Source organism: Microbacterium sp. LWH13-1.2 (assembly GCF_038397735.1).
Taxonomy (GTDB): Bacteria; Actinomycetota; Actinomycetes; order Actinomycetales; family Microbacteriaceae; genus Microbacterium.
The window spans coordinates 936,650-960,892 of record NZ_CP151635.1 but is presented as its reverse complement, the minus strand read 5'-3'; the positions used below and the strand labels follow the sequence as shown (position 1 = coordinate 960,892).

General features: G+C 67.6%; 24 protein-coding genes. 10 read left to right on the top strand and 14 right to left on the bottom strand.

Features of this window, described 5'->3' with window-relative positions; translation table 11 throughout:
• Positions 1-3 precede the first annotated feature (3 nt).
• On the bottom strand, positions 4-1,242 hold the full coding sequence (locus tag MRBLWH13_RS04345; RefSeq protein ID WP_341957077.1) for a glycosyltransferase 87 family protein: 1,239 nt from the start codon (positions 1,240-1,242) through the stop codon (positions 4-6).
• A complete protein-coding gene (locus MRBLWH13_RS04340; protein ID WP_341957076.1) occupies positions 1,239-2,075 on the bottom strand; it encodes an NAD(P)H-hydrate dehydratase in 837 nt (278 codons plus the stop codon). The genes MRBLWH13_RS04345 and MRBLWH13_RS04340 overlap by 4 nt, the downstream gene beginning before the upstream one ends.
• A gap of 56 nt (positions 2,076-2,131) precedes the next feature.
• Here MRBLWH13_RS04340 and MRBLWH13_RS04335 point away from each other — a divergent pair, with 56 nt between their 5' ends.
• Positions 2,132-3,199, top strand: coding sequence for an NADH:flavin oxidoreductase/NADH oxidase (locus MRBLWH13_RS04335; protein WP_341957075.1), 1,068 nt, complete (start codon positions 2,132-2,134; stop codon positions 3,197-3,199).
• 84 nt (positions 3,200-3,283) lie between these two features.
• Here the strand turns inward: MRBLWH13_RS04335 and MRBLWH13_RS04330 are convergent, their stop codons facing one another.
• Both MRBLWH13_RS04330 and MRBLWH13_RS04325 read right to left on the bottom strand, forming a co-directional pair.
• A complete protein-coding gene (locus MRBLWH13_RS04330) occupies positions 3,284-4,345 on the bottom strand; it encodes a hemolysin family protein (protein ID WP_056509089.1) in 1,062 nt (353 codons plus the stop codon).
• Positions 4,342-5,658 carry a hemolysin family protein gene (locus tag MRBLWH13_RS04325; RefSeq protein ID WP_341957074.1) on the bottom strand — a complete coding sequence of 439 codons (1,317 nt, stop codon included), beginning with the start codon at positions 5,656-5,658 and terminating at the stop codon, positions 4,342-4,344. The genes MRBLWH13_RS04330 and MRBLWH13_RS04325 overlap by 4 nt, the downstream gene beginning before the upstream one ends.
• Positions 5,659-5,889: 231 nt before the next feature.
• Here MRBLWH13_RS04325 and MRBLWH13_RS04320 point away from each other — a divergent pair, with 231 nt between their 5' ends.
• Positions 5,890-6,135 carry a hypothetical protein gene (locus MRBLWH13_RS04320; protein ID WP_341957073.1) on the top strand — a complete coding sequence of 82 codons (246 nt, stop codon included), beginning with the start codon at positions 5,890-5,892 and terminating at the stop codon, positions 6,133-6,135.
• Between the two features lie 26 nt (positions 6,136-6,161).
• Here the strand turns inward: MRBLWH13_RS04320 and MRBLWH13_RS04315 are convergent, their stop codons facing one another.
• Positions 6,162-6,584 (bottom strand): hypothetical protein, encoded by a 423-nt coding sequence (locus MRBLWH13_RS04315; RefSeq protein ID WP_341957072.1) that lies wholly within the window; start codon positions 6,582-6,584, stop codon positions 6,162-6,164.
• Positions 6,585-6,659: 75 nt separating this feature from the next.
• Positions 6,660-8,114 (bottom strand): GuaB1 family IMP dehydrogenase-related protein, encoded by a 1,455-nt coding sequence (locus tag MRBLWH13_RS04310; RefSeq protein WP_341957070.1) that lies wholly within the window; start codon positions 8,112-8,114, stop codon positions 6,660-6,662.
• A gap of 158 nt (positions 8,115-8,272) precedes the next feature.
• Between MRBLWH13_RS04310 and MRBLWH13_RS04305 the strand changes: the two genes are divergently transcribed.
• Positions 8,273-11,956: a multifunctional oxoglutarate decarboxylase/oxoglutarate dehydrogenase thiamine pyrophosphate-binding subunit/dihydrolipoyllysine-residue succinyltransferase subunit gene (locus MRBLWH13_RS04305; RefSeq protein WP_341957069.1), complete on the top strand. Its 3,684-nt coding sequence runs from the start codon at positions 8,273-8,275 to the stop codon at positions 11,954-11,956.
• Positions 11,957-12,043: 87 nt separating this feature from the next.
• Here MRBLWH13_RS04305 and MRBLWH13_RS04300 read toward each other — a convergent pair whose 3' ends face one another.
• From MRBLWH13_RS04300 to MRBLWH13_RS04290, 3 genes are read right to left on the bottom strand one after another with little or no spacing between them, the layout of a single operon-like run.
• The gene (locus MRBLWH13_RS04300; protein WP_341957068.1) at positions 12,044-13,348 is read right to left on the bottom strand and encodes a GNAT family N-acetyltransferase; all 1,305 of its coding nucleotides are present in this window, start codon (positions 13,346-13,348) and stop codon (positions 12,044-12,046) included.
• A 41-nt stretch (positions 13,349-13,389) separates the two neighbouring features.
• Positions 13,390-13,635: a zf-HC2 domain-containing protein gene (locus MRBLWH13_RS04295; protein ID WP_053095677.1), complete on the bottom strand. Its 246-nt coding sequence runs from the start codon at positions 13,633-13,635 to the stop codon at positions 13,390-13,392.
• The gene (locus MRBLWH13_RS04290) at positions 13,632-14,237 is read right to left on the bottom strand and encodes a sigma-70 family RNA polymerase sigma factor (RefSeq protein ID WP_341957067.1); all 606 of its coding nucleotides are present in this window, start codon (positions 14,235-14,237) and stop codon (positions 13,632-13,634) included. Before MRBLWH13_RS04290 ends, MRBLWH13_RS04295 begins: the two co-directional genes overlap by 4 nt.
• A gap of 127 nt (positions 14,238-14,364) precedes the next feature.
• On the opposite strand from MRBLWH13_RS04290, the gene aroA reads away from it, so the two are divergent.
• Genes aroA through bcp form a run of 3 tightly spaced genes read left to right on the top strand, consistent with a single transcriptional unit; the run spans position 14,365 to position 17,240 of the window.
• On the top strand, positions 14,365-15,690 hold the full coding sequence (aroA, locus tag MRBLWH13_RS04285) for a 3-phosphoshikimate 1-carboxyvinyltransferase (RefSeq protein WP_341957066.1): 1,326 nt from the start codon (positions 14,365-14,367) through the stop codon (positions 15,688-15,690).
• Complete coding sequence (rsgA, locus tag MRBLWH13_RS04280) at positions 15,687-16,757, top strand: ribosome small subunit-dependent GTPase A (RefSeq protein WP_341957065.1); 1,071 nt, start codon at positions 15,687-15,689, stop codon at positions 16,755-16,757. The genes aroA and rsgA overlap by 4 nt, the downstream gene beginning before the upstream one ends.
• Positions 16,758-16,766: 9 nt before the next feature.
• Positions 16,767-17,240, top strand: coding sequence for a thioredoxin-dependent thiol peroxidase (gene bcp / locus MRBLWH13_RS04275; protein WP_056308432.1), 474 nt, complete (start codon positions 16,767-16,769; stop codon positions 17,238-17,240).
• A gap of 25 nt (positions 17,241-17,265) precedes the next feature.
• Here the strand turns inward: bcp and MRBLWH13_RS04270 are convergent, their stop codons facing one another.
• Positions 17,266-17,649 (bottom strand): hypothetical protein, encoded by a 384-nt coding sequence (locus MRBLWH13_RS04270; protein ID WP_341957064.1) that lies wholly within the window; start codon positions 17,647-17,649, stop codon positions 17,266-17,268.
• 235 nt (positions 17,650-17,884) lie between these two features.
• Between MRBLWH13_RS04270 and MRBLWH13_RS04265 the strand changes: the two genes are divergently transcribed.
• Positions 17,885-18,133, top strand: a complete 249-nt coding sequence (locus tag MRBLWH13_RS04265) for a WhiB family transcriptional regulator (RefSeq protein ID WP_028503730.1) — start codon at positions 17,885-17,887, stop codon at positions 18,131-18,133.
• Positions 18,134-18,204: 71 nt separating this feature from the next.
• Here MRBLWH13_RS04265 and MRBLWH13_RS04260 read toward each other — a convergent pair whose 3' ends face one another.
• The gene (locus tag MRBLWH13_RS04260; RefSeq protein ID WP_341957063.1) at positions 18,205-19,689 is read right to left on the bottom strand and encodes a histidine kinase N-terminal domain-containing protein; all 1,485 of its coding nucleotides are present in this window, start codon (positions 19,687-19,689) and stop codon (positions 18,205-18,207) included.
• A 24-nt stretch (positions 19,690-19,713) separates the two neighbouring features.
• Positions 19,714-20,100 carry an Rv3235 family protein gene (locus MRBLWH13_RS04255; protein WP_056509056.1) on the bottom strand — a complete coding sequence of 129 codons (387 nt, stop codon included), beginning with the start codon at positions 20,098-20,100 and terminating at the stop codon, positions 19,714-19,716.
• Between the two features lie 71 nt (positions 20,101-20,171).
• On the opposite strand from MRBLWH13_RS04255, the gene MRBLWH13_RS04250 reads away from it, so the two are divergent.
• The gene (locus MRBLWH13_RS04250; RefSeq protein ID WP_341957062.1) at positions 20,172-20,840 is read left to right on the top strand and encodes a hypothetical protein; all 669 of its coding nucleotides are present in this window, start codon (positions 20,172-20,174) and stop codon (positions 20,838-20,840) included.
• On the opposite strand, the gene MRBLWH13_RS04245 is transcribed toward MRBLWH13_RS04250, so the two are convergent.
• Entirely contained in the window at positions 20,828-21,106 is a 279-nt protein-coding gene (locus MRBLWH13_RS04245) for a helix-turn-helix domain-containing protein (RefSeq protein WP_056509054.1), read from the bottom strand. The genes MRBLWH13_RS04250 and MRBLWH13_RS04245 overlap by 13 nt on opposite strands.
• 97 nt (positions 21,107-21,203) lie before the next feature.
• Here MRBLWH13_RS04245 and MRBLWH13_RS04240 point away from each other — a divergent pair, with 97 nt between their 5' ends.
• A complete protein-coding gene (locus MRBLWH13_RS04240; protein ID WP_341957060.1) occupies positions 21,204-21,827 on the top strand; it encodes a hypothetical protein in 624 nt (207 codons plus the stop codon).
• Positions 21,824-23,065 carry a P-loop NTPase gene (locus MRBLWH13_RS04235; protein WP_341957059.1) on the top strand — a complete coding sequence of 414 codons (1,242 nt, stop codon included), beginning with the start codon at positions 21,824-21,826 and terminating at the stop codon, positions 23,063-23,065. The genes MRBLWH13_RS04240 and MRBLWH13_RS04235 overlap by 4 nt, the downstream gene beginning before the upstream one ends.
• On the opposite strand, the gene MRBLWH13_RS04230 is transcribed toward MRBLWH13_RS04235, so the two are convergent.
• Positions 22,989-24,215, bottom strand: coding sequence for a pyridoxal phosphate-dependent aminotransferase (locus MRBLWH13_RS04230; RefSeq protein ID WP_341957058.1), 1,227 nt, complete (start codon positions 24,213-24,215; stop codon positions 22,989-22,991). The genes MRBLWH13_RS04235 and MRBLWH13_RS04230 overlap by 77 nt on opposite strands.
• Positions 24,216-24,243 lie beyond the last annotated feature (28 nt).

Below are 24,243 nucleotides of genomic sequence, written 5' to 3'. Positions count from 1 at the left end.
GTTTCACTCCCGGTTCGTTGAGGGTCGGTGTGCGGGCACTCGGACGACGGCGCGGATGCCGACGACCAGGGCCACGACGAGCAGGATGTTCCGCAGAGTCAGGATCGCGACGGGGAGCATCTCGGCTCGCAGCAGTGCGTCGTAGTTCAGCGGGTAGACGAGGCACGTGAGCGCGCAGAGAGTGAGCACGAGGACGGCAGGAACGGCGGCTCGCGCGCGGTCGAGCACGAGCCAGAGGATCACCGGCGGGATCAGCCAGGTCTGGAACTGCGGCGAGCCGACCTTGTTCATCACGATCAGCGCAGTGACGAGTGACAGCGCGAGCGGCGGGAAGAGGCGAGGGAAGGATGCTCCTCGCATCGCCTTGACCGCGCCGACGACCGTGACGACGACGACGAGAACCGCCATCAGAGGTGTGAGCGCCGCGCCGACGGCATCCGCTCCCTGCGCGTCGATCTGGAACGTGAGGATCTCGAAGCTGTACTCGATGCGAGCGGAACCGACCGCCGCGAGCCACAGGAACGGCGTGGCTGCGACCGCCTCGATCTGCAGGCCGCGTCCGGTCTGCTGGGTCAGGAATCCGAGGATCTCGGTGTCGGCACCGAGCAGGAACAGAAGCGCGACGACGCCGGCCGTCACGGCCGCAGCGGTGAGCAGGATCCGCATGCGGCTTCTCGCCGCCACGAGTGCCGCGAGCAGCAGCGCTCCGGGCCAGATCTTGATCCAGGCGCCGATCGCGAGCAGCGCGGCCGCGGCAGCCGGTCGACGGGTGAGCCAGAGCCCCGCGATCACCGCGAGGGGCACCGTGATCGCATCGATCCGGTAGAGCGCGATCGGTCCGAGGAGCAGCAGTGCGGCGGTCCAGAACCACGCGGCTGTCTCTCGCGGCTGAGAGTGCGAACGCCCGATCAGCGCGGCGAATGCGATCGCGTCGAACACGGTGACGAGGACGGCCCAGGCGATCAGGTACGCCTCGGAGACGCCGAGCACCGTGATCAGCGGCACGGAGAGGATCTTCGCCAGAAGCATCGGCACGAGCGCGAGCTGGGGATACACCCACGTCTCGGTGATCCCGACGATCGGACCGCCCGAGAGCGCCGCCGATGACCAGGGCTCGTACACCAGCACGACATCGCCCATCGGCTGGCTCGGGTAGAACCATCCCGCCACCGCGACGACGACGTGCACGAGCACGAAGGCGCTCCAGAGCGCGAGGGGGCGCATGGCCCTGCTGCGGCTCACGCGAGGACGTCCGCGATCGCGAGAGGAAGCGCCTCCGCCACATCGAGGGCGACGATCGGATGCCCGTGCCCGCCGCCGTGTGCACCGATGCCTGCGGCGATCCGCCCCGCGTGCCCGTGCAGCCAGGCTCCGGATGCCGCGACCTCCGCGCGCGGAGCATCAGGGTTCGCGGCGAGCAGCGCGCCGAGCACGCCGCCGAGCACGTCGCCGGTGCCCGCCGTCGCCATCCACCCGGTGCCCGCATCCACGCGGATCACCGAGCCGTCGGGGTCCGCGATGAGCGTCTGCGCGCCCTTGAGAAGCACGACCGCGCCGAGCCGTATCGCGACATCCGCCGCCGCGCGCGCACGGTCCTCTTGCGGAGCCGATCCGATCCGCTCCTGCAGCCGGGCGAACTCGCGCCCGTGCGGGGTCAGCAGCAGCGGCGCTCGCGATCCTGCGGCAAGATCCAATGCACCGGCATCGACCACCACCGGCCCCTCGCCGTCGAGGATGCCCCGCAGCTCACGCTCATCGTCGGCCGTCCGCATCGCCGGGTCCGTCCCCGATCCGATGACCCACGCTCCGACACGCGCGCCGGCCGCCTGGGGGCTGACGACGGTCTCTGGGCGACGCGCCATCACGGCGTCCGCCGCACGCCCGTCTCCGATGTACCGCACGAAACCCGCGCCCGTGCGCCACGCGGCTTCGACGCCCAGCACCGCGGCGCCGGGGTAGGTCGATGAGCCGGTACGCAATCCCACGACACCGCGCGAGTACTTGTCGTCCTCCGGCCCCGGAACCCGCACGCACCGCACGGAGTCGTGACGGGACCATTCGCGCACATCGGACATGACTCCACGTTAGTGCGACGACCCTCCCCACCTCATCTGCGCAGTAGCGTCGGAGGGTGAGCATTCTCTTCTCCCCCGTCAGCATCCGATCTGCCACGTTCCGCAACCGTCTCTGGGTATCACCCATGTGCATGTACAGCGCCGTCGACGGCGTCGTGCAGGAGTGGCACCACACGCACCTCGCCCAGTTCGCGTCCGGCGGCGCCGGCCTCATCGTTGCCGAGGCGACCGCCGTGGTGCCGGAGGGCCGAATCTCCCCGCGCGATGTCGGGCTCTGGAACGACGAGCAGCGTGATGCGTGGAAGCCGATCGTCGAGGCGATCCACGCGCGCGGCGCGTCCGCCGGGATCCAGCTCGCGCACGCCGGACGCAAGGCGTCGACGTGGTGGCCGTGGGCCGACGAGCGCGGGTCCGTGCCCGAGAGCGAGGGCGGCTGGACCACGACCGCACCGTCCGCCGTCGCCTACGAGGGCTTCGCCTCCCCGGTCGCGCTCGACTCCGACGGCATCGAGGCCGTGGTCGACGGCTTCGCCACTGCGTCGCGCAGGGCATTGGACGCCGGCTTCGACGTCCTCGAGATCCATGGGGCGCACGGTTATCTCCTGCACCAGTTCCTCTCCCCCCTGTCGAACCTCCGAGAGGACGAGTACGGAGGGACTCTCGAGAACAGGGCGCGCCTCCTCCTGCGCGTGGTGGAGACCGTGCGCGGCGTCGCCGGCGACGATGTGCCCCTGTTCGTGCGCATCTCCGCGACCGATCACGCCGACGGCGGCTTCACGCCAGACGAGGCCGCGACCGTCGGCGAGTGGGCGTCCGCGCGTGGGGCCGACCTGATCGACGTCTCCAGCGGAGGCCTGGTCGCACATCAGCAGATCAGTGTGTTCCCCGGTTACCAGGTGCCGCTCGCCGAGACCGTCCGCCAGGGCGGACGCATCCCGGTATCCGCAGTCGGGCTGATCACCGCCGCCGAGCAGGCCGAGAAAGTGCTCGCCGATGGCGCAGCAGACGCGATCTTCGCGGGCCGAGAATGGCTGCGCGACCCTCACTTCGCGCTGCGCGCGGCCCACGAGCTCGGCGCCGACGTGTCGTGGCCTCCGCAGTACGAGCGCGCGCTCTGGCGCTGACTGCTCCGGGAAGACGATGAAGCCCTCCGATCCGTACGAGATCGGAGGGCCTCATCGTGATGTCGCGATGTCGTGATGCGGTGGCTAGTGACCGCGGATGCGACGGGTCGCGTCCTGCACCTCTCCGACGAGCTCTTCGAGGATGTCCTCGAGGAACAGCACGGCGGTGGTGCGCCCCTGGGAATCCCGCACCTTCGCCAGATGCCGGCCCGCACGGCGCATGACCGCCAGAGCATCCTCGAGATCGGTGTCCTCCTGCACGGGCACCATGTGGTGGATGCGCTTGGACGGCAGCGGCTCGACGAGCTTCTCGGCGGCATCCGGGCCATCAGAAGCGCGCAGGATGTCCTTGAGGTGGACGTACCCCACGGGTACGTCGTCACCGTCGACGATCACATAGCGCGAGAAGCCGTAGCGGGCGACGGCCTTCTCGATGTCATCAGGCGTGGTCGACTGCGGCAGCGTCACGAGATCACTGAGCGGCACGGCCACATCGCTGGCCTTCTTGTCGGTGAACTCGACGGCCGCCGCGACCGTGCCCGCCGTGTCGGTGAGAACGCCCTCGCGGCGCGACTGATCCACGATCGTCGCCACCTCGTCGAGGGTGAACGTCGACGCCGCCTCGTTCTTGGGCTCGACCCGGAACAGCCGCAGCACGCCGTTGGCAGCCGCGTTGAGCACCCAGATCACCGGCATGAAGATCTTCGACACCAGCACCAGCGGCGGCGCGAGGATCAGCACGGCGCGATCCGGGATCGAGAACGCGAGGTTCTTCGGCACCATCTCGCCGAACACGACGTGCAGGAACGACACGATCAGCAGTGCGATCGTGAACGACACCGCATCGACGACGCCATCCGACCAGCCGATCGCGTGCAGCGGCACGGCGAGCAGGTGGTGGATCGCCGGCTCCGAGACGTTCAGGATCAGCAGCGAGCAGATCGTGATGCCGAGCTGCGACGTCGCGAGCATCAGGGTCGCGTGCTCCATCGCGTACAGAGCGGTCTTCGCGGCGCGCGATCCTCGATCGGCCTTCGGCTCGATCTGCGAACGGCGCGCGGAGATCACCGCGAACTCGGCGCCCACGAAGAACGCGTTCGCGACGAGCAGCACGACCAGCCAGGCCAGTCCTCCCCAGTCGTTCATCGGGAGACCACCTCTCCTGGTTCGCCGGGACTCGGAACGTATCGGATGCGGTCGACGCGGCGTCCGTCCATGCGCACCACCTGCAGCTTTCCGGTGTCGAGGGCGACCTCGTCGCCGACCGACGGCACGCGCTCGAGCACGCTCATGACGTACCCGGCCACAGTGTCGTACACGTCGCCTTCCGGCACCTCGACGCCCGCACGATGGCGCAGCTCGTCCGGTCGCAGCTCTCCGGGGAAGGTGATGCCGTCGCGGCCCCGGACGACGCCGGCTCTCGTCCGATCGTGCTCATCGGACACCTCTCCCACCAGCTCCTCGACCAGGTCCTCGAGAGTCACGAGTCCGGCAGTGCCGCCGTACTCGTCGACGACGACCGCGAGCTGGTATCCGCGGGCTCGGAGTTCCGAGATCAGCGCATCCACATGCACCGTCTCCGGCACCCGCAGCGGATCGGTGGAGATCGCACCGACCGGCACCTCCGCCCGTCGGTCGCGGGGAACCGAGATCGCCGCCTTCAGGTGCACGACGCCCGTGATGTCGTCGAGATCGTCGTCGTAGACCGGGAACCGGCTGTGTCCTGTGCGCCGGGCGAGCTGGATGACGTCGTCCGCTGAATCGCCCGCGGCGAGCGCATGCATGCTGGGGCGAGCGGTCATCACGTCGGCGGCCGTCAGCCGCGAGAAGGTGAGCGTCCGGTCGAGGAGGCTCGCGGTGTCGGCCTCGAGCAGGCCGGCGCTCGCGGAACGCCGCACCAGGGAGGACAGCTCCTCGGCGCTGCGGGCGCCCGAGAGCTCTTCCTTCGGCTCGATCCCCATGCTGCGGAGCACTCCGTTGGCACTGCCGTTGAGCACGACCACGGCCGGCTTGAAGATCGTCGTGAAGGCGACCTGGAACGGGATCACGAGCTTCGCCGTCGCGAGCGGAAGCGCGAGCGCGAAGTTCTTGGGCACGAGCTCGCCGAGGATCATCGAGAGCACGGTGGCGACCAGCATCGCGACGATCGTCGCGATCGGGCCGACGGCCGCCTCGGGGATGCTCCAGGCGACGAGTGTGGGACCGAGCAGGTTCGAGAGTGCCGGCTCCATCGTGTAACCGGTCAGCAGCGTCGTCAGCGTGATACCCAGCTGCGCCGACGACAGGTGGGTCGACGTGTGCTTGAGGGCGCTGATCGTCAGGGAGAGACGGGATTCGCCCCGAGCCTGCCGGGCCTCGAGATCGGCACGGTCGAGATTGACCAGAGCGAACTCGCTCGCGACGAACAATCCGGTGCCGACAGTGAGCAGAAGCCCCACGCCCAGCAGGATGTAATCCATCAACGATTCCCCTCGCGGGCGAGGGGCGGGCAGTGGGGCGATGTACTACAACTGGGAGGGTCGTCCATAGTGAGCACGATTCTACGGGATCGCTCTGCGGGCGAGGGCGGCTACCAGCTGACCGGCAGGGCCTTGCCCAACTACGCGGGAGCGACACGCGTGCGGGAACATACGCGTGTCGGCGCGTGAGGACGATCGGGTCTGCTGCCTTTTGACCGATACGCTCGGCTCATGTCCGGACCTGCCCTCTTCATCCTCGTCTGGAGCGTCCTCGCCATCCTGATGGGGCTTCTGTTCGCGTTACGACCGGACGCAATCGAAGCGTTCGCAGAGAGGCGGGGACAGCGACGCATGATGACGCAGAGGATGCGCCGCTTCCAAGTACACCTCAACCGCGTCGGGGGTGTGCTTTTCGTCGCAGTGGGGCTCCTGTTTCTTGTCCTCGTCACACTCGGCGTGATGCCTCCGAAGGAGTAGTCGGCTTCCTTAGCGGCAGCCGACCGCTACGCGGTTGACACCAAGTCCTCAAAGCTGTCTTCGCCCGGTCGCCAGACCATCCACGATCCGTCGCTGAACCCCATGATCTCCGCAATCTCGACGTAGACGTCGCCCAATGCGGGATCAATCACCACGGTGCCCGTGTCAAGAATGATTCGGATACCCGAGCCAGACCCCTCTGAAGTAGACCTGACAATGCCGGGCGTCAATTTTCTTAGTGCGTCGGCATACCCAAGATCTGTTTCACGCCAAACCTGGCCAGCAAACTCGATGACTGGCCAGACGTAACAGTTGAGCACAACAGGCATGGCTTCTGCGCCTTCAAATCTCAACTGCACATAGTCGTTGACGACGAACTCGACGGAGTACATCCGTTCACCGACAAGCCGTGAAAGCAGCTCATTCGGTACGTACGCTGCCTCGTCCATGATCTCCAACTCTGCCGGAACCCGACGATGCGCGCCGACGCATCTCGGAGCGTGCCCGCCACATTCCTCGTGTTACTAGAACATCATGGGCAGGGCCTTGCCCTCTTCGTACCCGGCGGCGGACTGCAGACCGACCAGCGCCCGCTCGTGGAACTCCGCAACGGACGACGCCCCGGCGTAGGTGAACGACGAGCGCACGCCGGACGTGATCATGTCGAGCAGGTCCTCGAGGCCGGGACGAAGCGGATCGAGGTAGATCTTCGATGAGGAGATCCCCTCCGCGAAGAGCTCCTTGCGAGCCCGCTCGTATGCGTCGAGGCGTCCGAACCGCGCTTGCACGGCTTTCGTGGATGCCATGCCCCACGACTCCTTGAAGACACGACCCTCGGCGTCGCTCTGCAGTTCGCCAGGGGCCTCGATCGTGCCCGCGAACCACGACCCGACCATGACGGATGCGGCGCCGGCGGCGAGCGCGAGAGCGACGTCGCGCGGGTAGCGCACTCCCCCGTCGGCCCAGACGTGCGCACCGAGTTCGCGTGCCGCCTCAGCCGTTTCGAGCACCGCGGAGAACTGCGGGCGTCCGACTGCCGTCATCATGCGGGTGGTGCACATCGCACCGGGACCCACTCCGACCTTGAGAATGGAGGCACCCGCCTCGACCAGGTCCTTGACCCCGTCGGCGGTGACGATGTTCCCCGCCACGATCGGGATCCCGAGCCCGAGTTCCGACACGGCACTCAGAGCGCGGAGCATGCCCTCCTGGTGCCCGTGCGCGGTGTCGACCACGAGCACGTCGACCCCCGCGGCGGCGAGCGCCTCGGCCTTCGCGGCCACATCGCCGTTGATCCCCACGGCTGCGGCGACCGCGAGTCGGCCGTCGCGGTCGACCGCGGGACGATACAGGGTCGAGCGCAGCGCACTGCGGGCGCTGAGCGTACCGACGAGATGCCCGTGGTGCGCGATCGTCACCATCTCGACGCCCGCGTCGGTGATCACATCGAACGCATGGCGCTCGGACCCGATGTCATCCGCGTCGAGCGACGGAGTTCCGGTGTGCACGAGATCGCCCAGCTGCGCATCCGGCAGCGCCGTCGCAAGCCGTGTGGCGGGGAGGACTCCGAGGATCTGATCCACGTGGTGCGGAGCCGACCCCGATGCGACCACGATCCCGTGCCCGGCTGTCGGCGGCATCAGGCGCAGGGCGTCCGACACCGACGCCGCAGGGGGAAGCACGACAGGCGTGTCCCACAGCACCGGCTGCGCCTTGACGTCGCGGATCGCGGCATCGAGATCCTGCAGGGGCATGTCCTGCGGCAGCACTCCGAGCCCGCCCCGCCGTGCGAGGACGGCCGCGAGACGTGGACCCGTGACGGAGTTCATGTTGGATGCCACCAGCGGAAGCGTCGCGGGGGTGCCGTCCTGCGGCGCGAGGTCGACCTGCAGACGGCTGGTGACGGCCGATCGGCGCGGCACGAGGAACACGTCGGAATAGGTCAGATCGACTGTGGGCGACTCGCCGGAGAATTCCATATCTCCACGCTACTCAGATCGGGCGTCGAAGGCGCACGCCTTCGACGATTGCGTGTGGAAACACGTTAGGCTTGGAGATCGAGAGTGTGCGGGCCCGAACGCATCCTGCGTCGTGGCGTGCACATATGGGATTCAGCGATGAAAGAGGGCGATCCAGCGTGTCGAACCAGGTGACCGGCGTCGGGGGCGACGGGGGGTTCGGAGCCAATTCCTGGCTCGTCGAAGAGCTCTATGAGCAGTTCAAGGTGAACCGCGACTCCGTCGACAAGGAGTGGTGGCCGATCCTCGAGAAGTACCAGTCCGATGCCGCGACCGGTACCTCAGCTCCCGCACCCGCTGCAGAGCAGCCCGCGCACCCTGTGACCGCCCCGATCCCCGTCATCGGCGCACAGCCCGTCGCACGCACGACGACGAAGCCCGCTGCGGCGGCGCCCATCCCGGCGCAGGCGCCGAAGCCCGCCCCCAAGGCCGAGGCACCGGAGTCCGCCGAGCCCGTCGAGGAAGACAAGGTCACGCCGCTCCGCGGCCTCCCCAAGACTCTCGCCGCGAACATGGACGAGTCCCTGACCGTCCCGACCGCGACCAGCGTCCGCACCGTGCCTGCGAAGCTGATGATCGACAACCGCATCGTCATCAACAACCACATGGCTCGCACCCGGGGCGGCAAGATCAGCTTCACCCATCTGATCGGGTGGGCGCTCATCCGCACCCTCGACGAGTTCCGCAGCCAGAACGTGTTCTACGCCGAGATCGACGGCAAGCCGTCGGTGGTGGCACCCGCGCACGTCAACCTCGGCATCGCGATCGATCTGCCCAAGCCCGACGGCACGCGCGCGCTCATGGTCCCGAGCATCAAGCGCGCTGACACCCTCTCGTTCAGCGAGTACCTCGTCGCCTACGAAGACCTGGTCACCCGCGCCCGCAACAACAAGCTCACCGCGGCGGACTTCCAGGGCACCACGGTCTCGCTGACGAACCCGGGTGGCATCGGCACCGTGCACTCCGTGCCTCGTCTCATGAAGGGCCAGGGCTGCATCATCGGCGCCGGCGCCCTCGAATACCCGGCGGAGTTCCAGGGAGCGAGTGAGCGCACGCTCAACGAGCTGGCTATCGGCAAGACGATCACGCTGACGAGCACCTATGACCACCGCGTCATCCAGGGCGCGGGCTCGGGCGAGTTCCTCAAGAAGGTGCACGAGCTGCTCATCGGCCAGCGCGGCTTCTACGACGACATCTTCGCAGCCCTCCGCATCCCGTACGCTCCGATCCGCTGGAACCCCGACATCGCGGTGGACCTCGCCGAGCGCGTCGACAAGCAGTCCCGCGTGCAGGAGCTCATCAACTCCTTCCGCGTGCGCGGCCACCTGATGGCCGACATCGACCCGCTCGAGTACGTGCAGCGCTCGCACCCCGACCTCGAGATCGAGAGCCACGGCCTCACCTTCTGGGACCTCGACCGCGAGTTCGTGACGGGTGGATTCGGTGGACGACGCATCGCGAAGCTCCGCGACATCCTCGGTGTCCTGCGCGACTCGTACTGCCGCACGCTCGGCATCGAGTACATGCACATCCAGGACCCCGAGCAGCGTCGCTGGTTCCAGGAGAAGGTCGAGGTCAAGTACCAGAAGCCCGGTCATGACGAGCAGCTCCGCGTCCTCCGCAAGCTCAACGAGGCCGAGGCTTTCGAGACCTTCCTGCAGACCAAGTTCGTGGGTCAGAAGCGCTTCTCTCTCGAGGGCGGCGAATCGCTCGTCCCGCTGCTCGACGAGATCCTCCAGGGTGCGGCCACCGCAGGCCTCGAGGGTGCGGCGATCGGCATGGCGCACCGTGGACGTCTGAACGTCCTGACGAACATCGCCGGCAAGACGTACGGTCACGTCTTCCAGGAGTTCGAGGGCACGCAGACGCCGGGCAACCAGCGCGGATCCGGTGACGTGAAGTACCACCTCGGCACCGAGGGCACGTTCGTCGCCGACGACGGGTCCGAGCTGCCGGTGTACCTGGCTGCGAACCCCTCTCATCTCGAGACCGTCGACGGAGTCCTCGAGGGCATCGTGCGCGCCAAGCAGGACCGCAAGCCGATCGGAACCTTCGCCTGGCTGCCGATCCTCGTGCACGGCGACGCCGCCTTCGCTGGCCAGGGCGTGGTCGTCGAGACGCTGCAGATGTCGCAGCTTCGCGGATACCGCACGGGTGGCACGATCCACGTCGTCGTGAACAACCAGGTCGGTTTCACGACCCTCCCGAACGACTCTCGTACCTCGGTGTACTCCACCGACGTCGCGAAGACGATTCAGGCTCCGGTGTTCCACGTGAACGGAGACGACCCTGAAGCCGTCATCCACGTCGCACAGCTGGCCTTCGAGTACCGTGAGCGCTTCCACCGCGATGTCGTCATCGACCTCGTCTGCTACCGCCGCCGCGGCCACAACGAGGGCGACGACCCCTCGATGACCCAGCCGCTGATGACCGACCTGATCCAGGCCAAGCGCTCCGTACGCAAGCTGTACACCGAGTCGCTCGTCGGTCGAGGCGACATCACCGAGGAGGAGTACGACGAGGCGAAGGCCGACTTCCAGAATCGTCTGGAGATCGCGTTCGCCGAGACGCACGCCGCCGAGACCGGTACGACGCCTGTCGTCCAGGATGCTCCGCCTGCCGACGAGCAGGTAGGCGCCCCCGAGATCACCGGCGTCTCGAACGAGGTCATCCAGCTCATCGGCGACGCGTTCGTGAACAAGCCCGAGGGCTTCACGGTGCACCCCAAGCTGCAGCAGCAGTTGGAGAAGCGTCTCGACATGAGCCGCAACGGCAACATCGACTGGGGCTTCGGAGAGCTGCTCGCCTTCGGCTCGCTTCTCGTCGAGGGAACCCCCGTGCGCCTTGCCGGTCAGGACTCGCGCCGTGGCACGTTCGTGCAGCGTCACGCGACTCTGCACGACCGCGCCAACGGCCAGGAGTGGCTGCCGCTGTCGAACCTCTCCGATTCGCAGGGTCGCTTCTTCGTCTACGACTCCCTCCTGAGCGAGTACGCGGCGCTCGGATTCGAGTACGGCTACTCGGTCGAAGCGCCCGAGGCACTGGTGCTGTGGGAAGCGCAGTTCGGCGACTTCGTCAACGGCGCGCAGTCGGTGATCGACGAGTACATCTCGGCGGCCGAGCAGAAGTGGGGCCAGCAGTCCAGCGTCACGCTGCTCCTTCCCCACGGCTACGAGGGTCAGGGCCCGGATCACTCGTCGTCGCGCATCGAACGATTCCTGCAGATGTGCGCGCAGGACAACATGATCGTCGCGCGTCCGTCGACGCCTGCCTCGTACTTCCATCTGCTGCGTCGTCAGGCCTATGCTCGTCCGCGCAAGCCGCTGATCGTGTTCACCCCGAAGGCGATGCTGCGTCTGCGCGGTGCGACGAGCCCGGTCGAGGCCTTCACGCAAGGACGCTTCGAGCCCGTCCTCGACGATTCGCGCGATCTCGATCGCACTGCGGTCAGGCGCGTGCTCGTGCACTCGGGCAAGGTGCACTGGGATCTGCGCGCAGAACTCGAGAAGAACCCGAACCCCGAGATCGCCCTCGTCCGGCTCGAGCAGCTGTACCCGACGCCGATCGAAGGACTCAAGGCGATCACCGACTCCTACCCGAACGCGGAACTGGTCTGGGTTCAGGAGGAGCCGGAGAACCAGGGAGCGTGGCCGTTCCTCGCGCTCGCCTTCGCCGACGTGCCCGGCGACCGGACCTTCCGTCCGGTGTCGCGTCCGGCATCCGCATCTCCTGCCACCGGGTCGTCGAAGGTGCACGCCGCAGAGCAGGCGAAGCTGCTCCGCGACGCCCTCACCCTGGGCTGAACGACCCCACCGCACGAAGAAGGAGCCTCGACGACACCGTCGAGGCTCCTTCTTCGTAAGCGCGGCGGATGCCGGTATGACGCCGCGTCAGTACCAGATGTCGAGCGCCGGCGCGGGGAACGAGACGAACGCCCGGTCGAGAGCCTCGACGACATCGCGGTGAGCGACGATGCGTCCTGCGCCGTGCAGCGATGCGGCGCGGACACCGCCGGCGTACAGGATCGAGAGCGCGGAGATGTCGAGCTCGGCATCCACCGTGTCCGCGTCGTCGACCGCCTCGATGGACGCAGCGCCCTGAGCATCCACACGCAGTCGCCAGTCGCCCGCGGTGAAGCCGAGCGGGTCGCCGACGCGGATGACCACGTCGAGCGGCGCGGAGTATGTCCTCGCCATGAGCGCGCTCGAGATGTCGAGGATCCGCAGCCAGCCGTGGTCGTGAACGGTCTGCGTCACACCGCGCGGGTCGCGCACGAGCCAGGGAAGAGCGTCGTCCAGCGGACGGAGATCCGCGGTGACCTCGTCGACGAGGTCGTGCTGCAGAGCGAACTGCCAGAGGGCTGCCGTCGCCTCCGGGGTCTCCGCCACTAGCAGCCGGACGTCGAGGGCGAACCGGAACGATCCGCTGCCGTCGCGCAGTGCGATCGCCATCGCTCCGCGCACCTCGCCGTCCCGATCGACGAAGCGGACTCCGCGAACCTTCGCGCCGTCGGTGTTGCCCGGCGCGAGCCCCGCGATCCCCGTCCACCGCGACGGCCAGCCGGGAATCTGTCCGGAGCGCGCGCTCCGTGCGCGGTCGTGCACTGTGCCCAGCGCCTCGGCGAGGGCTTCCCGATCGACATACTCGACACGCCCCTCGACGGCGGGCCCTGCCCACCCGGCGCGGCGCGTGTCCACGGTGAACTTCGCCATCGGCAGCGCCGAGCCGAAGCCGTACCTGCCGTAGATCGTCGCTTCGGAGACGGTGAGACCGGCGATCGGCACTCCCGCGGCCGCTGCGGAGCGCAGTTCGCCCTCGAGAAGAGCCCTGGCGATCCCCCGGCGTCGATGCGTGGCGGAGACGGTGACGCCGCTGATCGCCCACATCGGCAGCTCTCCGCCGCCGGGGAGCGTCACCGGAGTCACCCATGAGTCGATGGTCGCGACCGGCATCGTGTCGGCCGCGGCGGTCTCGTAGACGCCCGTGTTGCGACGGGCGTCGAAGGTCTCCCCTCCGAAGGCCAGCTCCTCCGCCGACGGCTCTGCACCGAGGAACCCTCGCGTGGTCGCTCGCTGGAAGAGCTCAGCGCGAGTCTCGTCGGACGAGTCGACGACGCGATACGTGAGCGAACCAGCCGCGAGACGCTCGGTGGATTCGGTGTCAGCCGGGATGTCTCGTGAGTCGATGACCGTCATACAACCACCCTACGGGCAGCCATGGCTCGGGCGGACTGCCCTCAGTGCTGAGCCGACTGGACCTCTCGCAGTCGCGCGAACACCTGGTCGCGCAGCTCCTCGGGGGCCGTCTCCTTGCATGCTCGGGCCACGACCTCCGTGAGGGTCGTCGCGACGAGCGCCTCGTCCCGGCAGGACGGGCAGTTCTCGAGATGCTCACGGATCTCGGTGTGCTCGGTGTTGCACACCTCGTTGCGGAGGTACTCCTCGAGATCCTTGCGGGCTTTGTCGCAGCCGCAGTCGGTCATTTCTTGCTCCTCGGGTCGGCCGCGGAGATTCCCCGCTCCGCGGCGTACTCAGCCAGCAGCTCCCGCAGCATCCGCCTGCCACGATGCAGGCGGCTCATCACGGTGCCGATGGGTGTCTTCATGATGTCCGCGATCTCCTGGTAGGCGAACCCCTCGACGTCAGCGAGGTACACCGCCAACCGGAAGTCCTCGGGTACAGCCTGCAACGCGTCCTTCACGACGGATGCCGGCATGTGGTCGATCGCCTCAGCCTCGGCCGATCGGCCGTGCGACGCCGTGGTCGACTCCGCACCACCCAGCTGCCAGTCCTCGAGCTCGTCGATCGTGCCCTGGAACGGCTCGCGCTGCTTCTTGCGATAGATGTTGATGTACGTGTTGGTGAGGATCCGGTAGAGCCACGCCTTGAGATTCGTTCCCTGCGAGAACGTCGCCCACGAGCCGTACGCCTTCACGAACGTCTCCTGCACGAGATCCGCTGCATCGGCGGGGTTCCTGGTCATGCGCATGGCCGCGGCGTAGAGCTGATCCATGAAAGGGATCGCCTGCTCCTCGAATTCGCGCCGAGGGTCGCTGACCGTTTCTGCGGTTGCCGTGTCATCCATCACCGGCCAGTCTAGGCCGCTGAGGTCCACGGACTCGCGTTCCAGCGTTGCGAGCATGCTCTCTCCTTCTCATCGAGCGGACGCCATTCTCTCTGGCGGACACTCGCGTTTACTAAGGTGGGAACCGATGAGCGCCAACAGGTATTCCCCCTCCCCTGTCCAGGGCGTCTATGTCGCGCCATCCACCACTGATGCGGTCCGTGCCACCGTGACGATTCCGGGGTCGAAGTCCCTCACGAATCGCGAGCTCATCATCGCCGCGATCGCCGACGGCCCGGGCCGCCTGATCGCTCCTCTGCACTCCGACGACTCCCGTCGCATGGTCGACGCTCTGCGCGCTCTCGGCGTGGGGATCGAAGAGGTCGAGGGCGACGGGGAGTTCGGACCGGACCTCGTCATCACGCCCGCGAAGCTCGTCGGCGGCACGACGGTCGACTGCGGTCAGGCAGGCACGGTGATGCGCTTCATCACCCCGCTCGCAGGGCTCTCGCAGCACGACGTGCATATCACCGCCCATGAGACGGCGCTGCACCGGCCCATGGGCGGGCTGATCAGCGCACTGCGCGACCTCGGGGTCGACATCGACGACGAGGGCACCTGGGCGCTGCCGTTCACCATCCGCGGCCACGGTCGCATCCGCGGCGGGCGCGTCGAGATCGACGCCTCGGCCTCGAGCCAGTTCGTCTCGGGGCTGCTGCTCGCCGCCCCGCGTTTCGACGTCGGACTCCATCTCGTCCACACCGGGTCGCACCTTCCGAGCCTCCCCCACATCGACATGACGATCGAGGCGCTCAGCCGGCGCGGCATCCGCATCGAACGTCCCGCGACCGGAGAGTGGCTCGTCGAGGCCGGTGTCCCCCGTGCCAAGGAGATCGCGATCGAGCCCGATCTCTCGAACGCGGCACCGTTCCTCGCCGCGGCACTCGTCACAGGGGGCTCGGTGTCGGTACCCGGGTGGCCCGTGCACTCCACGCAGCCCGGAGCGCTTCTTCCCGAGATCCTGCAGGCCATGGGCGCGCACGTGGGCCGCCACAGCGGCACGCTGACGGTCAAGGCCGGTTCAGAGATCCATGGACTCGACATGGACCTCTCCGCGGCGAGCGAGCTGACCCCGACGCTGGTCGGGCTGGCCGCGTTCGCCTCGAGCCCCACGACTATCCGCGGCATCGGCCACATCCGGCTGCACGAGACCGATCGGATCGCCGCCCTCATCGGCAACATCCGCGCCCTCGGCGGCGAGGCGGAAGAGCTCTCCGACGGCCTCCGCATCATTCCGCGCTCGCTGCACGGCGGCGGATGGGCGGCGCATCACGATCACCGGATGGCGACGACAGGAGCCCTCATCGGTCTCCGTGTGCCCGGTGTCGAGATCGACGACATCGGCACGACGTCGAAGACGCTTCCCGAGTTCACCCTTCTCTGGGAGCGGATGCTGCGGGGCGCATCCGCGTGAGCTGGCTCGACGACTCCGACGACCTCGAAGACGGCTTCGAGGAGTACGACGAGAGCACCATCCGCACGCGCCCCAATCCCAAGGCGAACAGGCCTCGTACCAAACGTCGCCCCGCACACGACGATGCGCAGATCGGACGCGTCCTGGGCGTCGACCGCGGCCGGTACTCCGTGCTGATCGACGAGGACACCTCCGAAGAGCGCATGATCACGGCGGCACGTGCGAGAGAGCTCCGTCGCAACCCGATCGTCACGGGAGATCACGCGAAGGTCGTCGGTGACATCTCCGGCGAAGACGGGACGCTGGGGCGGATCATCGGCATCGCGGATCGCACTTCTCTGCTGAGGCGCAGCGCCGACGACACCGACCAGGTCGAGCGGGTGATCGTCGCGAACGCGGATCAGATGCTCGTCGTGGTCGCCGCCGCCGACCCCGAGCCGAGAGCACGACTCGTCGACCGCTACCTCGTGGCTGCGCTGGATGCCGGCATCCGCCCCCTCCTGGTCGTCACCAAGACCGACCTCGCCGATCCCACCGCCTTCCTGTCGCACTTCGATGGACTCGACCTGCGTGTCTTCACCAGCGCACAGGAGGAGATGCCAGTCGACGAGATCGGCGCGGCCCTGGTCGGCCACTCGACGGTGTTCGTCGGACACTCCGGTGTGGGCAAATCCACGCTCGTGAACGCCCTCGTGCCGAGCGCGCTGCGCGCCACCGGCCACGTCAACCAGGTGACCGGACGAGGGCGTCACACGTCCTCCTCGACCGTCTCGCTGCGCTACGAAGGACCTGAAGGCACAGGGTGGGTCATCGACACCCCCGGAGTCCGCTCCTTCGGCCTCGGCCACGTCGATCCGGCGAACATCCTCGCCGCCTTCACCGAGCTGGCGCTCATCGCCCGGGACTGTCCCCGAGGCTGCACCCATCTCGCGGATGCTCCCGACTGCGCCCTCATCGAAGCGGCCGAGAGCGGCGAACTCAACGAGACGGGGCGCGCGCGCCTCGACTCGCTGCAGCGGCTGCTGCAGACCTTCGCTGACAAGGCCGAGCAGGCACCCGGCCGCTAGGCTGGGGACGTGACTGTGCGCCTCGAACCCGGAACCGCTGCCCCCGACTTCGCCCTCCTCGACCAGGACGGCGAAACCGTCCGACTCGAGGACCTGCGCGGACAGAAGACCGTGCTGTACTTCTACCCGGCCGCGATGACTCCCGGCTGCACGACTCAGGCCTGCGACTTCCGGGACAGCATCTCCTCGCTGCAGGGCGCCGGGTACCGAGTCGTCGGTGTGTCGCGCGACGAGCCGGCGAAGCTCGCAGAGTTCCGCGAGCGCGACGGACTCACGTTCACGCTGCTGAGCGACCCTGACCACGCCGTGCACGTGGCCTACGGCGCATGGGGCGAGAAGATGAACTACGGAAAGGTCGTCGAGGGCGTGCTGCGCTCGACCTTCGTCCTCGACGAAGAGGGCACGATCACTCTCGCCCAGTACAACGTCAAGGCCACCGGGCACGTCGCGCGTCTGCGCAAGCTGCTCGGCATCGACGCCTGAGCCCTATTCGGCCTGAGACCGGTACTCAGTCGACAGGGCGCTGATTCTCGGCGCGCGTGCTCGCGAGGAGAAGAACGAATCCCAGCAGCGCGGGGATTCCGACCGCGAAGGTGAACACCCACGCGATCGGCTGGAGCGTCAGCGATGCGAGCGCGAGCGCGAGCGCCAGTACTTGGAAGACGATGCCGCCGGAACGCGCCCAGGAGCGACCGGACCGAGTGCCGATCGCGAACGCCACGAGAGCACCGGCCCCGATCAGCGTGAGCACGATCAGCGCGAGCGCTGTCGGCAGGGATGCTGCATCGCCGGCACCGAGGCCGACGAGTTCGATCAGAGCGAAGACGATCAGAGCGGCACCCTCCGCCGCGAGGACTGCCGCAGCTGCCAGAGCAAGGCCGGGTGAGCGCACGATGTGTCTCCTGAGAATCGAATGAGAACCGGCGAAACCCTTGATTTCGCCGGTTTCATGTAACAGAATAGACAGCGTCATGTGCTCCCACAGCGGCGTGGGGCGGGCTTCGTGCTCGCATCACAGAATGCGGGCATCCGTCCGTATCTCATACAGGGTAGCCGAACCCGATCTGCACCCGAAATCCGAGTCGTCGCTTCGCGATGATCTACGCAATCCACACCGAGGAGCCCCCATGGACTGGCGCGACAAGGCCGCCTGCTTGACTGTCGACCCCGAGCTGTTCTTCCCTGTCGGGAACACCGGTCCGGCCGTCGACCAGATCGAGAAGGCGAAGACCGTCTGCGCCACCTGCACGGTGACTGAGATCTGCCTGCAGTACGCCCTCGAGTCCAGCCAGGATTCGGGCGTGTGGGGCGGCCTCTCCGAAGACGAGCGCCGCGCTCTCAAACGCCGCGCCGCTCGCGCCCGCCGCGCTTCCTGAGCAGAGAGAAGCGGCCCGAGACGATTCGTCTCGGGCCGCTTTTTCGTACCCGGTGGCGTGGACCGGCTCGTCTACTTGGTCAGCCAGCGGAGCGGGATGTCGATGACGACCTCGGTGCCCCCGCCATCACTCCCCCGCCACTCGATGGAACCGCTGAGCTCGCCCTGGATGAGCGTCCGGATGATCTGCGTTCCGAGCCCCTGGCCGATCCGCCCTTCGGGCAGACCCTTGCCGGTGTCGCGCACAGTGACCCGGAGGTTCTCCTCGGTGCGGTGCGCATCGATCGTGACCATGCCCTCCTGCCCCGCGAGACCGTGTTCGACCGCGTTCGTGACGACCTCTGTCAGCGCGAGCGCCAGCGGTGTCGCGTACTCGCTCGGCAGCACCCCGAAGCGTCCGGTCGACTGCGTGCGTGCGCGGGTGTTCGGAGCCGACGCGACCTCCGCCACCAGCTTCAGCACACGGTGGAAGACCTCGTCGAAGTCGACCTTCTGCGTCAGCCCCTGTGCCAGGGTGTCATGCACGACGGCGATCGAGTCGACGCGGCGCATGGCCTGGGTCAGGGCGTCGCGCGCCTCGTCGGAGTGCGTGCGCCGAGCCTGGATGCGCAGCAGCGATGCCACGGTCTGCAGGTTGTTCTTCACGCGATGGTGGATCTCGCGGATCGTCGCATCCTTCGTGATGAGCTCCTGCTCCTGGTGGCGGAGCTCCGAGACATCCCTGCACAGGACGATCGCGCCGATGCGCGTGCCGTGATCCTTGAGGGGAATCGCGCGCAGCGACACCGTGACGCCTCGCGCCTCGATGTCGGTGCGCCAGGGGGCGCGCCCTGTCACGACGACCGGCAGCGACTCGTCCACCTGACGAGACGGGGGCACGAGCCGGGTGGTGACCTCGGCGAGGGACTCCCCCTCGAGTTCGTCGTCGAATCCCATGCGATTGAATGCCGAAAGGGCATTGGGGCTCGCGAATGTCGTGATGCCGTCGACATCGATGCGGATCAGACCGTCGGATGCGCGAGGGGCGCCGCGGCGCGGCGAGGTCGGAGCTGCCGGATCGGGGAAGCTGCCGTCGGCGATCATTCGGAAGATGTCGTTCGCGCATTCGTCGAACGTGATCTGCTGCCGCGACGGCGTGCGCGCCTCGCCGAGGTTCGTATGGCGTGTGACCACTCCGATGACGACGGTCGGATGCTCTCGACCGTGACGCTCATTGACGATCGGCACGGCTCGCACACGCGTGGGCGTCTCCTCGAACCAGTCCGGAGACGAGGAGTCCACGATCTCCGCCGACTCGAACGCGCCCTGGACCTGCGTGCGCCACTGCGGACGCACCCGTTCCCCGACGATGTCGCGGTAGAACAGTGTCGCCGCACCACTCGGACGCGCGTGCGCGACGGCGATGAACGAGCCGTCCTCCGTCTGGATCCAGACGACGATGTCGGCCGAGGAGAGGTCTGCGAGGAGCTGACCATCGCCGGCGAGACGATGCAGCCACTCGACGTCGTTGTCGGTCAGACGGCCCTGGGCATGGGCGAGATCACTGAGGGTTGACACCTCACCAGCCTAGAGTGCGTGTGCTCAGAGAACGGCCAACGACGTCGCCCGCCACCGACGGTCCAGTCCCTCCAACCGGATCGCCACCGCGCGTGTGCGCCCAGGTCCTGCGACGACCACGACGGCCTCGACCTTGCCATCCACCGGCTGGGTCGCGCGGATGGACAGTATCTCGAATGTCGGGCGCGCAGGCGAGACCCCCCTCGCGCTGCGCGCCCTTGCCGACAGGTTCGCACGCGTCACCAGACTCCGGTACGCGTCTTCGTTGAACCAGCGTGCGAGCTGATCGACTTCTCTGACCCCGGCGAGAACCTCGAGCACACCCTGCGTGAGACTCCGCAGCAGTGGTTGCGGATCCGGAAGCTCCGCACTCGAGGTGGGCTGGGGCGCGAAATACTCGTGAAGCGTCATCTGTGGCACTCTCGATCGGGGAAGACTGCGCCAAGTAGAGCACGCACCCACAGAGCGATCCTGCCGATTCCGTGATCTATGTGGATAACTCGTACATGCTCGTGTGCACATCATTTACGGTGGGGCGCGTGCACTGGGATCGACTGTTCGAAGACCTCGAAGGCCAGCTCGCGGCCGAATGGGAAAGCGAGCGCGCAGCGCTCGACGCCGAGTCGGAGCGTTTGCGGGTCTCCCGCCTCGAACTCCGCAGTCGACTCCGGGTGCTGTGCGCGGCAGCTGCTCCGGCGACCATCGATCTGCCTGGCGGCACACGCATTCGCGCGCGACTGCATTCTCTGGGTTCCGACTGGGTCGCGGCCACGATCGTCGAGGCGGCGGAGACGAGCATCGCCCGCTCGACGCGCATCCTCCCCCTGCACGCGGTCCGAGGCCTGAGCGTCGACCATGGCTTGCTGCTGGCCAGCCTCGACGACTCAGAAGCCGCGGCCCCGGTGCTCCGAGAGCGCATGTCGCTGGGATTCGTCCTCCGCGACCTCGGTCGTCGTCGAGTGCCGGTCCGGATCATCAGCGTCGACGGCTCCGACTTCCACGGCACCGTCGACAGGGCGGGCGCGGATCATCTGGACATCGCCCTTCACGATCCGGGTGAAGCGCGCACCACGCAGGCAGTGCGGGGCTTCCGCATCGTCCCGTTCACAGCCGTGACGTCAGTGCAGACGGTCGGGGATCACATGCCCTGACTGTGTGAGGTGCCCCACACCTCAGGAAAGCTCGCCTCGTTCGCCTGGCGCCACAGCGCCATACGTCGCGCCTCTTCGGACTGCTCCGCGAGGTACTCCGAGAGGCTCGGCTCCTCGATCCGCCACCGTGCCGGAGAGCCGAGCTGGGAACCACGAAGACGCCCTTGGTAGACGAGCTCGATGACCTCGTCCACGTCGATGCTCAGCAGCTCAGCCACCTGCGCAGGCGCGAGGTAGCGCTGCGCGGTCGGGGACGAGTCATGCATCCTCCCATTGTCCCCCCACCGCGCGGATCCGCCACCACCGGGACCGCGCTGTGGATAAGTCTCGACCAGCCGGCGCGAATTCTGTGACCATGTCGGCATGCACAAGTTCGCCCGTACTCGTCGAGCCGTCTGGGGCGATGTCCGTTTCCTGATCGGCATCGCGCTCGTCGTCCTGTCGATCGGCGGTGTCTGGGCCGTCGTCTCCTCGGCGGGAGCGACCACACCCGTGCTTCAGGCGAACCGCACGATCGTCCGCGGTGAAGCGCTCGTCTCCGGCGACTTCCAGATCGTCGAAGTCGGTCTCGGCGCGATCACCGATCGGTATCTCGCTCCGCAGGATCTTCATCCCGGGCAGGTGGCTTCGCGCACCGTCGCCGCGGGCGAGCTCATGTCCGAGACCGCTGCAGAGGATGCGGACGCCAGCAGAACCACCACGATCGTCGTCGACAGCAGCACCGGCGTCCCTGCAGACGTCGCCACGGGCAGCGTCGTCGAGCTGTGGCACGCGCGTCCCGCCGGCGACGAGAACAACGCTCAAGCCACCCCACGCATCCTCGTATCGGAGGCCATCGTCGCATCGGTCACCCGGACCGACGGAATGCTCGCCACCGACGCCACCATGGTGGAGGTCGTCGTCGATCGCGCTGAGGTGGCAGAGGTGCTCGGAGCGATCACAGGGGGATCCGTGCTGTCGGTGGTCCCGATAGGGGCGCGCCCATGACCTCGGTCGTCGTGGCGATCACCGAGTCACGCGCGACGGACCTGGCCGCCGAACTCGAGATCGAGGGCGTGCAGGTGGTCTCCGTCGTCCCGCCGAGCGGGCTCCTGCCGCTTCCGAGCGGCGTCGATGCCGTGATCGTCGCGGCAACTCGCGCCGTACTGACCCCCGACCTGGTCGCGGCGTGCGATCGGGCGGGGGTTCGAATAGTTTCGCTCGGAGACGGAGACAGCAGGGCGCTCGCCCGCTTCGGCCTCGCTGCCGCGTTGCCGGCGGATGCGAGCGGATGGGAGGTCGCGGGAGTGCTGGCCGCCGAGGTCCCTGATGCCGCCGTCGGCGCTCATTCCGCCCCGCATCGCGTATCCGTCGTCTGGGGGCCGTCAGGGGCGCCCGGGCGCTCGACCATAGCGATCCAGCTCGCCGTCGAACTCACCCGGATCGGCCGACGGACCGCTCTGGTGGATGCTGACACCGTGGCGCCGTCACTCGCGCTGCTCCTGGGCCTCGCCGACGATGCTCCCGGTGTCGCGGCCGCCTGCAGACGTGCCGATCTGGGCGCCCTGGACTCCGCAGAGCTCACCCGCCTGGCGAGCATCCTCGCAACGAGCGCGGGTGAGATCGAGGTGCTCGGCGGCATCAACCGCCCGGGGCGCTGGCCAGAGCTCGGCGCTCAGCGCCTGCAGGCAACATTGCGCGCCTGCCGTGTCTGGGCCGAGGAGACCGTCGTCGATGTGTCGAGCGCTTTCGACGCCGACGACGAGGCCACGTACGACCTCACGGGCCCACGCAGGCACGCCGCGACCGTCGCCGCGCTGCAGGAGGCCGACGAGATAATCGCCGTCGCGGCGGCCGACCCGCTCGGCATCAGCCGATTCATCCGGGAATACTCCGAGTTGCGCCGCCTCACCTCACCGACGCCGATCAGGGTCATGGTCAACCGGGTGCGCCCTGGCCCCCTCGGCATCGATGCTCGTGGACAGGTCCGACGCACCCTCGAACGGTTCGCCGGGATCACCGAGGTCACGTTCCTGCCCTTCGATCAGCGCGCCGCCGATGCCGCCCTGCTCCATGCGCAGCCGATGGCAGACCTCACGCCGCGTTCCAGCCTCGTCGCCGGGGTGCGACGTTTCGCGTCTGCGCGCACCCCGGTGGCGTCGGAGACCGCTACTGCCGATAGCTCGAGAGGAAGTTCCCGAGGCGCTCGACGGCTTCTGCGAGCACGCGTGGCTCGGGAAGAGTGACGAGTCTGAGGTGATCGGGGGTCGGCCAGTTGAACCCTGTCCCCTGCACCAGCAGGATGTGCTCCGAGACGAGCAGGTCGTAGACGAGCTTCGCGTCGTCCCTGATCTCGTGCACGTTCGGATCGAGACGAGGGAACGCGTAGAGCGCGCCCTCCGGTTTGACGCAGGACACGCCGGGAATCGACTCGAGCCCTTCCCAGGCGATGTCGCGCTGTTCATGCAGACGACCGGTCGGAGCGATGAGCGAGTCGATCGACTGCACCCCTCCGAGCGCTGCCTGCACGGCGTACTGCGCAGGCACATTGGGGCACAGACGAGTCGAGGCGAGAAGATTGATCCCCTCGAGGAACCCCTTCGCGTGCGACTGCGGCCCGGTGATCACGACCCAACCGGAACGGTACCCGGCGACGCGATAGGTCTTCGAGAGCCCGTTGAAGGTCAAGCACAGCAGGTCGGGGGCCAGTGTCGCCGTCGGGATGTGCATGGCGCCGTCGAACAGGATCCGATCGTAGATCTCATCCGAGAGAAGCAGCAGCTGGTTCTCTCGCGCGATCTGCACCATCCCCTCGAGCACCTCACGTGAGTACACGACGCCCGTCGGGTTATTGGGGTTGATGATCACGAGCGCCTTGGTCCGCGGGGTGATCTTCGAGCGGATGTCTTCGAGATCGGGCTGCCAGCCGTTGTCCTCATCGCACAGGTAATGCACCGGGGTGCCGTCGGCGAGGCTCGTCATGGCAGTCCACAGCGGGTAGTCGGGTGCGGGGATCAGCACTTCGTCGCCCTCGTCCAGAAGCGCCTGCATCGTCATTGTGATGAGCTCGGACACCCCGTTTCCGAGAAAGACGTCCTCGGGGTCGAAGCGCGGGAATCCCTCGATCTCCTCGTACCTGCTGACGACGGCACGACGAGCGGAGATGATGCCTTTGCTGTCGCTGTACCCGTGCGCAGTGGGGAGCGCGGCGAGCATGTCGTGCACGATCTGGTGGGGCGCCTCGAACCCGAAGATCGCGGGGTTCCCCGTGTTGAGCTTGAGGATCCGGTGGCCTTCTGCCTCGAGCCGCGCCGCCTCGACGAGCGTGTTTCCACGGATCTCGTACAGGACGTTCTTGAGCTTCGACGACTGGTCGAAGTGGCGCGTTGGTCTCATTGCGCAAGCCTACAGCGACAGGAAGAGG